Origin of the sequence: Thiohalophilus thiocyanatoxydans (assembly GCF_004366735.1) — a bacterium.
Classification (GTDB): Bacteria; Pseudomonadota; Gammaproteobacteria; order UBA6429; family Thiohalophilaceae; genus Thiohalophilus; species Thiohalophilus thiocyanatoxydans.
This window is the reverse complement of sequence record NZ_SOQX01000007.1, coordinates 12,677-26,186: the sequence shown is the minus strand read 5'-3', so window position 1 is coordinate 26,186 and position 13,510 is coordinate 12,677. Positions and strand designations below refer to the sequence as shown.

Here is a 13,510-nt window from a genome sequence, read left to right as displayed (position 1 = left end):
AGGTTATCTCAAGGATGAGAGCAACATACAGTTTTAGAGCGCAGAAAGAACTGCAGGCTATTGTCAGAAATTACAATAAGAGTTCGCCAGGTCTTGGTATGGAATTTATGGAGGAATTAGATGCTCAGATTGAACTATGTTTTGAGAATCCTGAGATTGGCCTACGGCTGGAAGAGCATCATCGAAGACTGGTAATGAAACGTTTTCCGTTCAATATAATCTATCGTATACGTGAGAATGAAATTCGTGTAATTGCTGTGGCTCACCAACATCGCGAACCTGGCTACTGGTTGGGCCCGAAAGGCAAAAGCATTCGTGAGCCAGAAAGCGGGTATTCGGCAAATATAATCAATCATGCCGGCAGTTGAGCTCACCAACGTCTCCGCGCATGGCTTCTGGTTGCTCTGGAACGGGGAAGAGCATTTCCTGGCCTTCGAAGATTTCCCCTGGTTCCGTGATGCCAGTATCGCCGCGCTCAGTAATATTGAGCTACAGGGTGCGGAGCATCTGTACTGGCCGGATCTGGATGTGGATCTGTCGCTGGCGATTATCAAAAGGCCAGAGGATTATCCGTTGGAGTCGAAGGGGTAGTGGTAAGTGAAGATGCAAATGATTATTGTTTTTCACCGATCCCTTTTGGCGGTTGATGCGAGCCTTTTATAATTGTGCTACTTTTAAGAGCATAAATTTACATTAGTAACTATGGAAGGAAGCCTAGAATAATTAATTTCCACTGACTATCTGCGGTGGCCAATAGAAGGTGACTCTTATACGCTTACCTTGCGCTACTGTGACTGTGACAGTACAAGGTTTCGCTTAGTTTTATAAGAGAAATTCCTAGGCTTCCTTCCGCCCTATTCTTATATGAAAGACGCTTTTCTAAATATAAAAACTCATCAGGAATTAGCGAAATATTTTGGTCTTTCCTACGCCGATCTTTCAAAGATAATATATAAAACAGATTTTGAATATAAGTATCACCATTTTGTTATACCTAAGAAGAGCGGTGGAGAAAGGCATATAAATGCGCCCTCAAAAAAACTAAAATTAATACAAATAACATTAAAAGATGTTTTGTATGATATATATCCAACTAAACCAGCAGCGCACGGGTTTGTAAAGAATAAGAGCATTGTGACCAATGCAGAAAAACACCTAGATAAAAGATATATATTTAACATTGATATAGAAAATTTCTTTGGAGAAATCCATTTTGGAAGGGTAAGGAATCTTTTTAAATCCAGTCCGTTCAATTTTAATAATACTGTTGCCACAATACTCGCCCAGATATGTTGCTTTGAAAATGCCTTGCCTCAAGGTGCGCCTACCTCACCAATAATTTCAAATATGATTGCATGGAAATTAGATTCGCAACTTCAACAGCTAGCGAAAATAACGAATTGCACATATACGCGTTATGCCGATGATATAAGCTTTTCTTTTACATGCAACAAAAATAGATTACCAGAAGAGATAGTGAGTGTTAGTGAAGGTGATGCCCGACCTGGGCGCACTTTGACAGGTATAATTGAAGATAACGGCTTTCGTATTAATTACAGTAAAGTCCGTTTGAGAGGAAAGTATTCAAGGATGGAGGTGACTGGTCTAACAGTAAATGAATTTATAAATGTGAAGCGGAAGTTTATCAGACAATTGTCTTCTATGCTTCATGCTTGGAGAAAATTTGGTTATGATAAGGCAGAGGAAGAATATAATAATAAATACAATAGAAAACATCGAGCTTCTGGGAAAGAGACTTCTTATCTGCACGTTGTTAAAGGGAAATTGGCGTTTCTAAATAATATCAGGTCAAAACGTGATCCAGTATATATAAAATATGCCAAGCAGTTCAATGAGTTGGTTGGAAATGAGCATAAATTTATTATTGTAGAAATAACAGAGCCAGAACAGAATGCGATTAATTCTATATGGGTTGTTGAGGCATGTTACGATTATAATGATGAGGTAAGGGTTTCCCAGGGGACGGGTTTCCACTTATCTGACGTAGGTATCATAACATGCGCGCATGTGGTCTCTAATGATGATGGCGAAATTTATGAAGAAATTGAAGTATTCAAATATTCAGAAACTACAAAGCGATATACTATTAAAGTTGATCGAATTTGCCGCCATAGAGATATAGCAATATGTTCGTTGGTGGTTGATGAAGATGAAAACCCACCAAATAATGAACTTCAAAAGTCGCAGTCAATTCCTTATATACAACAGCAAGTAAAACTATTAGGCTTCCCAGGATATGCGCCGGGTCATAGCTATTCGATAGTAGACGCTAATATTACGATGACATTCGTAGAGAGCGGTGTTAATAAAGTCGAAATCAATCAGTTGATTCGATCTGGTGATAGCGGTGGTCCAATAGTTGATGCAGATTCTAATGTTATAGGTATGGCTCAAAAGGGGGTTGATGAAAAATATAAAAGAAATTCTTGTGTAGTGTTGCAGGAGATAGAAGCAGTTTATAATTCTGATGGATATAAAACAGAATAAACAGGGTCAGGTCTTGCGTTTTGCCTTTCGGTTGACAAAAGACAAGCCCTGACCCCGATTATTTGGAAAAGGTGGTTTATGCTCCCGACCGCATCCGGCATCTGGCAAGGGAGATGGTGGGTGACTATCACCTTGTTCCGCTTTCGCAATAACACCCACTGACTCGTTTCCATTCACTACAAAAAAATGTGAGCGTTATGTCTGAAGAACCCCTGAAAGCTCTTTCCGATATGGTCAACGATGCCCACGCCCGCATTCAGGCCAGTCACGAACACATCAACCCGGTGGTAGAGGTGCGCCGCGGCATGCGGGACGCCGGCATTCCTGCCGATGTTATGACCATTGACTGCCTGCGCACTCGTCGCCGTATAACTCTGATTCTGCATGATGAACAGCCTGGCATGCTGCTGTACCAGTTCATTACGATTGAAGAAGAAGTGGGTGACGACTTTCAGAGCATGGCGCTCTCAGAGATGGATACACAGAAACTGTTTCAGTGGATAGAGGAGCATTTTGGCTGAGGACATGGCTGGGTCGGACCACCGCAACCTGTTGAATAAGCAAAAGCGTAAAAGGGGCCGGTGACAAACGCGTCTCATTATCATTTGCAATCATTCCTGCCGCCCTCCGGTAAGTATGTATGAACGTAGCGTTTCTCAAAATTCATGAGCTACAATCGCTGCAGGAGGACACCATGTCACGTAGCATTGCAGAGATTGAAAAGGATCTAATGGCCCTGCCCATACAGGACTGGGCGCGCATTGCGGCCGATTTAATCCGCAGCCTGGACAAAGACGACGAGACACTCTCCCGCGAAGAATTGGATGCAGCGTGGCTTGAAGAAATTCAACGGCGTGTGCAGGATGTGCATGAGGGTCGGGTCGAACTCCTGGATGCCGAACAGGTTATGGCAGAGCTCAGAGCTCGATATCCAAAGAAATAAAGTTGGTTAGAAAAAAGCAGCCGAGAGCAATTGGCTTGAATCGTCATACCCTTAAACAGGTTATATTGGTCCGACCCGGACAGTTCATAAGGTCCCTTCTGGTTGTCAATCGATCCTGCTGATCAGGCCGTCACTGACCCAGCGTTTGAGTATAGAGGCCGCGCGCAGTGGGGTTTCGTCTCTGCTCATATCGCGAGCCAGTGCTTCACACTGTTCTTCGAAGGTTTTTCCTTGCAGGGCCAGCGTCATCAACAAGGCTTCATCGTTTTCCAGAGATCGGAAATGGACAGACAGGTCCCTGCGCCAGATCAGCCACGGCTCGGTCGCGGGATTTTTCTGCACTTCAGGTATCGGCATTTCCGACTTGTATGCCTGCCACAACGCCGGTGTGTTCCACTCAAAGTCGCAGCGTTGCACACTGGGGCGAAATACCAGTCGCAGTTCGGGCCACCTGTCAGGCGCGATATCGGCCATGGTTTTTACCGTTACCGGAGGGACGTCGGCAGCGTCGAAGGCAGTGCCCAGTTTCCACTCGAAACCGGCCAGTTCGGCCAGCACGGGTGTCCGGCAGTAATCCGGTTGCGTATCGAGAAATTCAGCCAGTTGTGCGCCGAAACTGCGCAGTGAATAGCCCTGCGATGGACAGGCATTGATGTAGGCGAAGGCCAGTTCTTCGAAGGCCTGTTCACCCAGCGCGGCGGCGAGTACCGGGAAATCGAGTTCCAGCACTTCCCGCAGTCGCGAACGATAGGCATTGGTATACACCGAAAGTTGTCTGCCGGGTCCGGCCCGGCCTGCGGCAGTAATAGCCGCTAGTACGCTGCGACTGTCGTCGGTCAGCAGGCTATGCTGAAAATCGTGCTGTAACTGTTCCAGGTGTTTCATGCGACCCGCTCATGCTGGATGTTCAGGGCGATTCGTCGGGCCTGTTCCAGTTCCACGAGCAATTCGCCCAGGGGGGGAATATTGTCGTCGCGCTCGATCATGGTCGAGACATGGCCAAAGCGCCGGACCGCCGCGGCATAGAGATCCCATACCGGATCCACAATCGGGTGGTCATGGGTATCGATGATCAGATCACCCTCATGGGTATGACCGGCGAGATGAAATTGGTAGACCCGTTCCGGCGGGATAGCGGCCAGGTAAGCATGCGGATCGAAGTTGTGGTTGAAAGCACTGACATGAATATTGTTGATATCCAGCAGAATCAGGCAATCGGACTGTTCGGCAACTTCACGCAGAAACTCCCATTCTGTGAATTCAGAATCCTTAAACGCCACGTAACTGGAGACATTCTCGAGCAGAATCTGACGGCCCAGGTATTCCTGTACCTGTGCGATCCTGTCGACCACGTGGCGAACGGTCTCTTCGGTATAGGGTAATGGCATGAGATCGTGCAGATTGGTGCCGTGTACACCGGTCCAGCAGAGATGATCCGAAATCCAGGCGGGCCGCACCCGTTTTGCGAGTGCCTTGAGTCGGGTGAGATAGGCTTTATCCAGGGGATCGGTACCCCCGATCGACAGCGAGACACCGTGCATGACCATGGGGTATTGTTCACGAATCCGATCCAGATAGTACAGTGGCTTGCCACCGTCTACCATGTAATTTTCCGAAAGGATCTCGAACCAGTCTACCGCAGGCTGCTCGTCCAGAATGGTCTTGTAGTGTTCCTTGCGCAGGCCCAGACCGTAGCCGAGATAAGGTGGCGTAGTCATGTATCCTGTCCTTCGGTTATTAAATTCGCTGCAAGGGGGCCACCCAAAAGGGTGACCCATACAGTATGGATTTATTCGGGACTATTGACTGAACCGCCAATTTCCTGACAGGCGTGTTTGGACATTTTGATAAATCCCTGGCCTTTGCAGGAGCCATGCCCCTTGCATTGGTTTTTAGCTGTCTGGCAGTCATTATGTCCCTTGCATTTATTGACGCCGTAACATTTGACTTTGGCTTCTTTGTCGCCACTACCGGCCAGAACCGGAGCCGTTGCAAACATTGAGCCCGCGATGCTAGCGATAGACAATTTGGCAAATTTTCGTCTTGAAATCATGAGGATACTCCTTTTAATGATGAGCGTTCTGAACGAACATGTTATATCCGGGGAATTGGACCGGACACTGTCCTTACAATTTGTAATAAAAGGTTGTCACGAAATTATCACAGCCCATGGAAAGTTCTGATTTTTATTATCATGATTTTCTTATATACGAGAATGTCATGACGGTCAGTCTCTCGTTGTGATGCTTTTGTGAAATTTTACCGGCTATTTATGGTCTAGTATTTGTCAGACGGAGTGGGAGGAAAATGATGTCACGCAGAGTGCTGGTCATTGAAGATAACCGGGATATTGCCGGGTTGGTACGCATGAATCTGCGGGATCTGTCCACCGAGACAGACGTGGCCTATAGTGGTCGCGAAGGCATGAAAATGGCCCATGAAGGTAACTATAACCTGGTTATTCTTGATCTTATGCTGCCTGATATGGATGGTATCGAAATCTGTCGGACGTTGCGTAACGACAAGAGCTACCTGCCTATCCTGATGCTTACGGCCCGCACCTCGGAACTGGATAGAGTGCTCGGCCTGGAAACCGGTGCCGATGACTATCTCACCAAACCTTTCAGCATTCGCGAGTTGATTGCCAGGGTCAAAGCAATCTTTCGGCGTATGGATGCGATGGTGGAGAACGGTACGACATCCGAGTCTCTGATCCAACGAGACGGGCTGGTGATTGATTGTGAAAAGCATGAAGTGGATCTTGACGGTAAGCCCGTGACACTTACATCCAGGGAATTCGATCTGCTGGTCCACTTTGCCCGGCATCCGGGCCGTGTCTATCGGCGGGAACAACTGCTAGATCAGGTCTGGGGTTACGGTTATGACGGCTATGAACATACAGTAAATTCGCATATCAATCGTCTGCGGACCAAGATAGAGAGTGATCCGACAAAGCCCCGCTATATCCTTACGGTCTGGGGTGTCGGCTACAAGTTTGCAGAGCACTAAAGGCAAATGCTCAGTACATTATTCCATACCCTATATGCCCGTATTGCGGTGGTTCTTGCCGTAATTTTTGTGGTCATAGGTGTGTTTTTTATACAGGTTATGGTTGTGTTTAGTGAACGTCATCAACAGGAAGTAACGCAGCGGCTCAACCGTGACCTGGCAACTCATATCGTCGAGGATCGACTGCTGTTAAAAAGTCAGAAGATCAACAGGGAAGCATTGGCCGATGTTTTCGATATGATGATGACGATAAACCCCACACTGGAGATTTATCTGCTCGATCCAAAGGGGAAGATACTTGCTTACTCGGCACCGCCGGGCAAAGTTCATAAAAAGCAGATCGACCTCGATCCGATCGATAAATTTTTATCAGAAGAGAAGGCGTTGCCGATTCTGGGGAATGATCCACGTCATCCCGATGACAGTAAAATATTTTCAGTTTCTCCTGTTAAAACTAATGAGTTACTACAGGGATATCTGTATATCATACTGGCGAGTGAACAGTACGTCGGCGTTGCTGAAATGCTGAAAAGTAGCTATACAATGCAACTCGGGACCGGCGTTTTAATTGCAGGGTTGCTGTTCGTGCTTTTCGCGGCACTGCTGTTATTTTTTCTGTTGACCCGTCGTCTTCGAAACCTTTCAAATGCCATGGAAAGTTTCAAAAACAGCAGCCATGTTCCGTCATTTCGATACAGGCATGACGATCGCGGGGATGAGATAGATCGGCTAAGTGCAAGCTTCAATACGATGGCAAATCGCATTACTGATCAGATTGACAAGCTGCGTCAGACAGATGCTTTGCGCCGTGAGCTTGTGGCCAATGTTTCACACGATCTGCGTACGCCCCTTGCTTCATTGCAGGGTTATCTGGAGACTCTTACCCTGAAGCAGGGCGAACTAACCAACGAAGAAGAACAGAACTATATTGAGATTGCCACTCGTCACGCCGTGCATCTCGGTCAGCTGGTTGATGATTTGTTCGAATTAGCCAAGCTGGAGGCGAATGAAATTAAGCCGAATCTGGAACCATTTGCCTTTCAAGAACTGGTTCAGGATGTAATTCAGAAATACGAGCTCAAGGCCAAGCAACACGGTGTTCAACTTATCCAGAGTCTGGAAGATGACCCGCCTTTTGTGTATGGTGATGTCGGCTTGATTGAACGGGTATTGGATAACCTGTTGGATAATGCATTACGCCATACGCCTCGCGGCGGTACGGTAACAGTTATACTTACACCGCACGCTGAAACTGTGTCACTTGAGGTGGTAGATAGTGGATGTGGAATAGCCCCGACGGATATGCCGCACATTTTCGAACGGTTTTATGCACCTCCCGAAGCGGGTCAGAAGGGAACCGGACTCGGCCTGGCAATTGCCAAGAATATCATAGAGCTCCATGGCGGCGTGATTCGTGCCACCAGTAAGTTAAATAAGGGAACTGTGTTTTCTTTTGATTTACCGACACATCATGTAACTGTATGACGTAAAAAAGATGACAAATGACTCTCATTATTATTGAACATGGCGGGGTCGGACCACCGCAACCTATTGAAAAAGGAATATTTTTTACTAAAATAAAGGCTGTCTGAGGTCTTAAACGCCTCATTTCATGGATGAAAACGTCGCTTTAAGGAGGAAGTCGTCATGCCGCGCGCCAATCGCCACTTCTTGCTCTATCGTTTAAGGGGGCGAAGCTCTTTACAGAGTGCTCAGAGATCGTGGTTTTCCAAAATGAAGGGGCTGCCAGTTTCGTCTGAAACCGACTGCAATTAAGTCTTCTCAAAGAGTTTCTGATAGTTAAATGATTTTAACCATGAGGTGAGCTCCGTGGCGGGCATAGGTCTGGCGATGTGAAATCCCTGGGCATGTTCGCAACCATAGCTGAGCAACTGTTTGAGGATATTGGCGGATTCAACACCTTCAGAAGTGACTTGCAAACCGAGACTGTGCGCCAAGTCGATGATGGAGCGGACGATGACCGCGTCATTCTCATCCTTCAGCATATCTATGACAAAAGATTGATCGATCTTGAGTTCCTGTACCCGCAAATGTTTGAGATAGGACAAGGACGAATAGCCGGTACCAAAGTCATCAATAGTCAGTCCGACGCCCATTTCAGATAGTTTCTTCACGGTTGTTTTGGCTCTTTCCGGATCATGCATTAAATCATTTTCGGTGATCTCCAATTGTAATATCGATGCTGAGGCCGATGTTTTGGTGAGCGCTGCCTGTATCTGCTCGGAGAGGGAATGATTCATCAGGTTGCGGGCTGCGATATTGACCGATACCTTGATATCAAGACCGGCTTTATTCCAGGCCAGAGTATCGTTAAGAGATTTGACTACCACGTAGTCAGTCAAATCATGGATCACATCGCTAACTTCACAAAAAGGAATGAATTCATTGGGTGGAATAAATCCATGTACCGGATGTTGCCAGCGAACCAGTGCTTCTACCCCTTTGACCAAACCCGTGACGGTATCAATCTTGGGTTGGTAGTAAACCAATAACTGTTCATCTTCTATGGCGCCACGAATATCATTAATCAAGGCCAGGCGCCGTGGGCCGTATGGATCACGTTCAGCATCATACACTGAGTGGCCGGAATGGAGTTCTTTGGCCTGATACATGGCCACATCCGCATGCCGTAACAACTCGCTGCTCTCTTTACCATGATCAGGGTATACGCTTATACCGATACTGGCTCCTACCTGAATTTTTGACTTTTCGAGCTCAAAAGGTTCGGTAAAAGATGCGTGTACACAGTTGACCAGTTGCTCAGCTTCACTCACTTGGGAAATTGGATAAAAGATGATAGCAAACTCATCGCCACCCAGTCGGGCGATATAGTCGTGTTCGCGCAACAGGTTTTCAAATCGTGGTTTAGTCTGGCGTAATAACTTGTCACCTGCAAAATGGCCAAGTGTATCATTTACCTCTTTGAAGCCGTCGAGATCCAATAGGGCGAGACAGAAGGAGATACCGCTGGATTTCGCTGCCTCAATGGCATCATGCAGTTTTTGGTTTAGCATCCAACGGTTTGGCAAACCTGTGAGCGAATCAAAGTTCGCCATTTTTTGTAGTTCTTGCTCATACTCATAACGTTCTGTTACGTCATGAATAGTACCAATCAATATGTTACGTTGTTTTATATTATCGAAATAGTGATGGGCGCGAAATTCGATATGGCGATTTTTTCCATCCAGCAATAGCCTGTGTTCATGCTCGATAAACTCCTTGTTATTGAACAATTCATCAAGCAGGATCAGGAAATCTTCACGGTCCTTATTGTCTATCAGTTCACAATAGTGACTAAGGTCGTTGGTGGTTTGATTCTTTTCTGTCCAGTTGAGGATGCTCAGGGCTTCATTGGACCAGAAAAACTTGTCTTTTTTCCGGTCATATTCGAAGCTTCCTATATGGGCGATATGTTGGGCCTGGGTCAATGCATTCTGGCTATATGTCAGGCTGTTGATTGCAATCTGTCGTTCGGTTTCGATAGCAATGCGTGTGGCGAATATACTGAGTATGGGCGAAGTCAAGGTGGTGAGAACCATCGGATTGATATCCATCACAGATACCAGGCCGATGGTTTTACCGTCCGAGGTAATTAACGGTGCGCCAAAGTAGCTGTGGATTTGCATGTTCACCAACAACTCGTCGTCGCGGTATAGCAGAGAAGCATCTTTAGGAATAAGCTCCTTCTCGCGATTTAATATCTCTTTACACGGCGTGCCATCGAGATTGTATTCGAAATTTTCGGCATAATCCTTGCCAGACCAAACGGCTACGGTGCGTACATCCTGGTTGCTCTCCTGTAACAAGCCTATAAAGGCATATTTGCTGTTATAAACCATCGCCAGGTTTTTTACGCAAATTTTATAGAATTCATTAATATCCAGGGATGAGCCGGTGCTGGCCATGGTTCGCATCACCTGTTCGATCTGCTTGCGCTCGGTGACATCGAACATAAAGCCATGCAACGTTACGGTCTTATTGTCTTCGTGAATCACATTGACGATGTCACGAAACCAAACCACGCGACCATCGTTGGCAATCATGCGATATTCGAACTCATGATCTTCCAGGCGGCTAACCGAATCCTGGCAGTATTGCATTGCCCACTCCCGGTCCTCCGGATGGAGGTGTTGCACCCAGAAATCGGGTTCCTGCCATTGCTCGACGGTGTAACCGAGGATGTCAACAATCTGCGGGCCAATATAGGTAAACCGCCAATCGGGCAGGCTGGCCTCCCAGGGCACAGCCTGGGTGGATTCCAATAGCCTTTGATAGCGCTGAAGCTGAAGAGCGAGATCTTCGTTTGTATTTGCTTCCATATCGCGTAATGCTTCACTTCTTGACTAAACCAGGTACGTTATATTCTTATCGGCCAATTTCACCGGATATTAAGTATCCGCTATTACTGACGGCTTCTGATAGAGACCCAGCGAGGGATTGGACCAACCGAACCAGGCATTCCGGGGTCGGATCACCGTAACTTGTTGAACGAGTGAGATTTTTTACTAAAATGCAGGTTGTCTGAGGCCTTAAACGCCTCATTTCATGGATGAAAACACTGCTTTAAGGAGGAAGCCGCCATGCCGCGCGCCAATCGTCACTTCTTGCCTCATCACGTCTGGCACATCACGCACCGCTGCCACCGCCAGGAATTTCTGCTCAAATTCGCCAAAGACCGCCAGCGCTGGCGGTACTGGCTGTACCAGGCCAGGAAGCGGTTTGGCCTGTGCGTATTGAATTACATTGTCACCTCCAACCACATTCACCTGCTGGTTCGCGATCACGGTGAAGGGGAGATTGCCGAGTCAATGCAGCTGATTGCCGGACGGGTCGCGCAGGAATACAACCGGCGAAAAGGCCGCAAGGGGGCGTTCTGGGAGGACCGGTACCACGCCACGGCGGCCGATAGCGAGGTCTATCTGGCGCGCTGCATGGTGTATGTCGACCTGAACATGGTACGCGCCGGCGTGGTCAGCCACCCGGACGACTGGACTGTCTGCGGTTACCGTGAGATTCAGCACCCGCCTCAATGCTACGCCGTGATCGATCGGTTGGCCTTATGTAATCTACTGGGTATTCAGCATGATGCCGGATTGCGGGAACAACATGCTGGCTGGATTGAAACCGCATTGGCCAACGGGGAGTACGCGCACGAAACTTGCTGGACGCAGAGCCTGGCGGTGGGTGGCCGGGAATTTCTCGAGGCGGTCAGGGCAACACTTGGCAGCCGTGGCCGCTACCGGGACATTGAAGAACAGCACGGAATGTTGGCACTGCGGGAGCCGGCCACGGCTTACAAGGCCGATTTTGGGGTCGAACCGCCGTTGTAAGGGCCAATCGAAGGTCGAATTGAAAGGATTAATTTAGTTTTTCAACAGGTTAGGTTGGTCCGTCCCGGATAGTTGAATGCCTGCCGTCTTCTGGTAAGTATGTATGAAGGTAGCGTTTCTCAAAATTCATGAACTACAATCGCTGCAGGAGGACACCATGTCACGTAGCATTGCAGAGATTGAAAAGGATCTAATGGCCCTGCCCATACAGGACCGGGCGCGCATTGCGGCCGATTTAATCCGCAGCCTGGACAAAGACGACGAGATACTCTCCCGCGAAGAATTGGATGCAGCGTGGCTTGAAGAAATTCAACGGCGTGTGCAGGATGTGCATGAGGGTCGGGTCGAACTCCTGGATGCCGAACAGGTTATGGCAGAGCTCAGAGCTCGATATCCAAAGAAATAAAGTTGGTTAGAAAAAAGCAGCCGAGAGCAATTGGCTTGAATAGTCATACCCTTAAACATATGGATCAGAGTAAAAGCTCAAGCTATTAAAGGTTCTATGAAAATGAGCAAGCAGTGGATCGTCTATCTCTCCGGTGAAATCCATACCGACTGGCGCGAGCGAATCCAGAGCGGGGCGCAGGCCGCGGGTCTGGATGTGTCGTTTGTCAGTCCCGTTACCGATCATGCCAGTAGTGACGACGTCGGAGTGAATATCCTGGGCAAAGAGGACGACAGCTTCTGGCATGACCATAAAGGTGCGGGGATTAACGCTATTCGCACCCAGACGTTGATTAAAGACGCGGATATCGTGGTGGTCCGGTTCGGGGACAAGTATCGCCAGTGGAATGCCGCGTTCGATGCCGGCTATGCCGCCGCGCTGGGCAAGTCCATTATCACCCTGCATGATCCGGCGTTGACCCACGCGTTGAAAGAAGTGGATCGGGCCGCCAACGCCGTCTGTGAGAGCCCCGAGCAGGTGGTCGAGATACTGGAGTACGTCATTAATAAACGTTGAACCGCGATAGTTGCAGTCAAAACAGAATTAACAATGTGACTAACGATAGCGCGGTGGATGGCTGCGCCAGTAGCGAATCAGCACATAACCGAACAGCATGCCACCCAGGTGGGCAAAGTGGGCCACGCCGGCAAAGCTGCCGGTGACGCCGAAATAGAGTTCAACGCCGCCATAGATCAACACGAACCACTTGGCCTTCAGCGCCACCGGCGGAAACAGCAACATCAGCCTTTCGTTGGGAAAGGTCAGGCCAAAGGCCAGCAGCAGGCCGAATACCCCGCCCGAGGCGCCGATGGTGGGGTAGACCGTTCCGCTTTGACTGGCCACCAGCAACTGCACCAGCGCGGCACCGATGACACAGACAAAGTAGTAAATCAAAAAGGCCTTCGAGCCCCACACCATTTCCATGCGCGAGCCGAACAGCCACAGGGCGTACATATTGACCAGCAAATGAAACACCCCGCCGTGCAGGAACGAGTACGTGACCAGCTGCCAGATCTGAAAGCCGGGCGCCGTGCTGTCAAACAGGCTCGAGCCGGCACCCGATCCGGAACCGAGCGGCCACAGGGCAAACAGCTCGATCAACTGGCGGCCGCCGGCGGTCATCTCCAGCAGGAATAGCAGACCATTGATGATCAGCAGTGCCGGGACAACCGGGATGGGAAAGGCATTTCGTTGATTCATAAAAGCTATGATACTAGAGACAGCGGGCCACGTACCAGGTCAATACCGGGTCGA

Annotated in this window: 15 protein-coding genes; 10 read left to right on the top strand and 5 right to left on the bottom strand. The window is 48.3% G+C overall.

The annotated features are described in order from the left end of the window. Positions 1 to 14: 14 nt before the first annotated feature. The 5 genes from EDC23_RS11545 to EDC23_RS11525 all read left to right on the top strand — a co-directional run bounded on the left by EDC23_RS11545 (position 15) and on the right by EDC23_RS11525 (position 3,451). On the top strand, positions 15 to 368 hold the full coding sequence (locus tag EDC23_RS11545; protein WP_134084726.1) for a type II toxin-antitoxin system RelE/ParE family toxin: 354 nt from the start codon (positions 15 to 17) through the stop codon (positions 366 to 368). Beyond that, complete coding sequence (locus EDC23_RS11540) at positions 355 to 591, top strand: DUF2442 domain-containing protein (protein ID WP_134084724.1); 237 nt, start codon at positions 355 to 357, stop codon at positions 589 to 591. Before EDC23_RS11545 ends, EDC23_RS11540 begins: the two co-directional genes overlap by 14 nt. 273 nt (positions 592 to 864) lie before the next feature. Continuing rightward, the gene (locus tag EDC23_RS11535) at positions 865 to 2,508 is read left to right on the top strand and encodes a reverse transcriptase domain-containing protein (RefSeq protein WP_134084722.1); all 1,644 of its coding nucleotides are present in this window, start codon (positions 865 to 867) and stop codon (positions 2,506 to 2,508) included. Between the two features lie 197 nt (positions 2,509 to 2,705). Further along, positions 2,706 to 3,029: a hypothetical protein gene (locus EDC23_RS11530; protein ID WP_134084720.1), complete on the top strand. Its 324-nt coding sequence runs from the start codon at positions 2,706 to 2,708 to the stop codon at positions 3,027 to 3,029. A gap of 173 nt (positions 3,030 to 3,202) precedes the next feature. After that, a complete protein-coding gene (locus EDC23_RS11525) occupies positions 3,203 to 3,451 on the top strand; it encodes an addiction module protein (protein WP_166668853.1) in 249 nt (82 codons plus the stop codon). A 105-nt stretch (positions 3,452 to 3,556) separates the two neighbouring features. Here EDC23_RS11525 and EDC23_RS11520 read toward each other — a convergent pair whose 3' ends face one another. The 3 genes from EDC23_RS11520 to bufA2 form a co-directional block, all read right to left on the bottom strand. Next, a complete protein-coding gene (locus tag EDC23_RS11520) occupies positions 3,557 to 4,336 on the bottom strand; it encodes an HvfC/BufC N-terminal domain-containing protein (RefSeq protein ID WP_134084716.1) in 780 nt (259 codons plus the stop codon). Then, entirely contained in the window at positions 4,333 to 5,169 is an 837-nt protein-coding gene (gene bufB, locus EDC23_RS11515; protein WP_134084714.1) for an MNIO family bufferin maturase, read from the bottom strand. The genes EDC23_RS11520 and bufB overlap by 4 nt, the downstream gene beginning before the upstream one ends. A 71-nt stretch (positions 5,170 to 5,240) precedes the next feature. Continuing rightward, positions 5,241 to 5,504, bottom strand: coding sequence for a BufA2 family periplasmic bufferin-type metallophore (gene bufA2, locus EDC23_RS11510; RefSeq protein ID WP_134084712.1), 264 nt, complete (start codon positions 5,502 to 5,504; stop codon positions 5,241 to 5,243). Between the two features lie 257 nt (positions 5,505 to 5,761). Here bufA2 and EDC23_RS11505 point away from each other — a divergent pair, with 257 nt between their 5' ends. Beyond that, on the top strand, positions 5,762 to 6,460 hold the full coding sequence (locus tag EDC23_RS11505) for a response regulator transcription factor (RefSeq protein WP_134084962.1): 699 nt from the start codon (positions 5,762 to 5,764) through the stop codon (positions 6,458 to 6,460). Positions 6,461 to 6,466: 6 nt separating this feature from the next. Beyond that, positions 6,467 to 7,945 (top strand): sensor histidine kinase, encoded by a 1,479-nt coding sequence (locus EDC23_RS11500; RefSeq protein WP_134084710.1) that lies wholly within the window; start codon positions 6,467 to 6,469, stop codon positions 7,943 to 7,945. 287 nt (positions 7,946 to 8,232) lie between these two features. Here EDC23_RS11500 and EDC23_RS11495 read toward each other — a convergent pair whose 3' ends face one another. Then, positions 8,233 to 10,800 (bottom strand): EAL domain-containing protein, encoded by a 2,568-nt coding sequence (locus tag EDC23_RS11495; protein ID WP_134084708.1) that lies wholly within the window; start codon positions 10,798 to 10,800, stop codon positions 8,233 to 8,235. A gap of 261 nt (positions 10,801 to 11,061) precedes the next feature. Here EDC23_RS11495 and EDC23_RS11490 point away from each other — a divergent pair, with 261 nt between their 5' ends. The 3 genes from EDC23_RS11490 to EDC23_RS11480 all read left to right on the top strand — a co-directional run bounded on the left by EDC23_RS11490 (position 11,062) and on the right by EDC23_RS11480 (position 12,772). Further along, on the top strand, positions 11,062 to 11,811 hold the full coding sequence (locus tag EDC23_RS11490; protein ID WP_134084706.1) for a transposase: 750 nt from the start codon (positions 11,062 to 11,064) through the stop codon (positions 11,809 to 11,811). 157 nt (positions 11,812 to 11,968) lie between these two features. Continuing rightward, positions 11,969 to 12,217: an addiction module protein gene (locus EDC23_RS11485; protein ID WP_166668852.1), complete on the top strand. Its 249-nt coding sequence runs from the start codon at positions 11,969 to 11,971 to the stop codon at positions 12,215 to 12,217. Positions 12,218 to 12,319: 102 nt separating this feature from the next. Further along, the gene (locus EDC23_RS11480) at positions 12,320 to 12,772 is read left to right on the top strand and encodes a YtoQ family protein (RefSeq protein ID WP_134084702.1); all 453 of its coding nucleotides are present in this window, start codon (positions 12,320 to 12,322) and stop codon (positions 12,770 to 12,772) included. Positions 12,773 to 12,811: 39 nt separating this feature from the next. On the opposite strand, the gene EDC23_RS11475 is transcribed toward EDC23_RS11480, so the two are convergent. Beyond that, on the bottom strand, positions 12,812 to 13,456 hold the full coding sequence (locus EDC23_RS11475; RefSeq protein WP_134084701.1) for a rhomboid family intramembrane serine protease: 645 nt from the start codon (positions 13,454 to 13,456) through the stop codon (positions 12,812 to 12,814). Between the last annotated feature and the right edge of the window lie 54 nt (positions 13,457 to 13,510).

Coding starts and splice junctions, on each gene's coding strand:
- EDC23_RS11545 (WP_134084726.1), top strand. CDS start 15: ATGAGAGCAACATACAGTTTTAGAGCGCAGAAAGAACTGCAGGCTATT.
- EDC23_RS11540 (WP_134084724.1), top strand. CDS start 355: ATGCCGGCAGTTGAGCTCACCAACGTCTCCGCGCATGGCTTCTGGTTG.
- EDC23_RS11535 (WP_134084722.1), top strand. CDS start 865: ATGAAAGACGCTTTTCTAAATATAAAAACTCATCAGGAATTAGCGAAA.
- EDC23_RS11530 (WP_134084720.1), top strand. CDS start 2,706: ATGTCTGAAGAACCCCTGAAAGCTCTTTCCGATATGGTCAACGATGCC.
- EDC23_RS11525 (WP_166668853.1), top strand. CDS start 3,203: ATGTCACGTAGCATTGCAGAGATTGAAAAGGATCTAATGGCCCTGCCC.
- EDC23_RS11520 (WP_134084716.1), bottom strand. CDS start 4,336: ATGAAACACCTGGAACAGTTACAGCACGATTTTCAGCATAGCCTGCTG.
- bufB (WP_134084714.1), bottom strand. CDS start 5,169: ATGACTACGCCACCTTATCTCGGCTACGGTCTGGGCCTGCGCAAGGAA.
- bufA2 (WP_134084712.1), bottom strand. CDS start 5,504: ATGATTTCAAGACGAAAATTTGCCAAATTGTCTATCGCTAGCATCGCG.
- EDC23_RS11505 (WP_134084962.1), top strand. CDS start 5,762: ATGTCACGCAGAGTGCTGGTCATTGAAGATAACCGGGATATTGCCGGG.
- EDC23_RS11500 (WP_134084710.1), top strand. CDS start 6,467: ATGCTCAGTACATTATTCCATACCCTATATGCCCGTATTGCGGTGGTT.
- EDC23_RS11495 (WP_134084708.1), bottom strand. CDS start 10,800: ATGGAAGCAAATACAAACGAAGATCTCGCTCTTCAGCTTCAGCGCTAT.
- EDC23_RS11490 (WP_134084706.1), top strand. CDS start 11,062: ATGCCGCGCGCCAATCGTCACTTCTTGCCTCATCACGTCTGGCACATC.
- EDC23_RS11485 (WP_166668852.1), top strand. CDS start 11,969: ATGTCACGTAGCATTGCAGAGATTGAAAAGGATCTAATGGCCCTGCCC.
- EDC23_RS11480 (WP_134084702.1), top strand. CDS start 12,320: ATGAGCAAGCAGTGGATCGTCTATCTCTCCGGTGAAATCCATACCGAC.
- EDC23_RS11475 (WP_134084701.1), bottom strand. CDS start 13,456: ATGAATCAACGAAATGCCTTTCCCATCCCGGTTGTCCCGGCACTGCTG.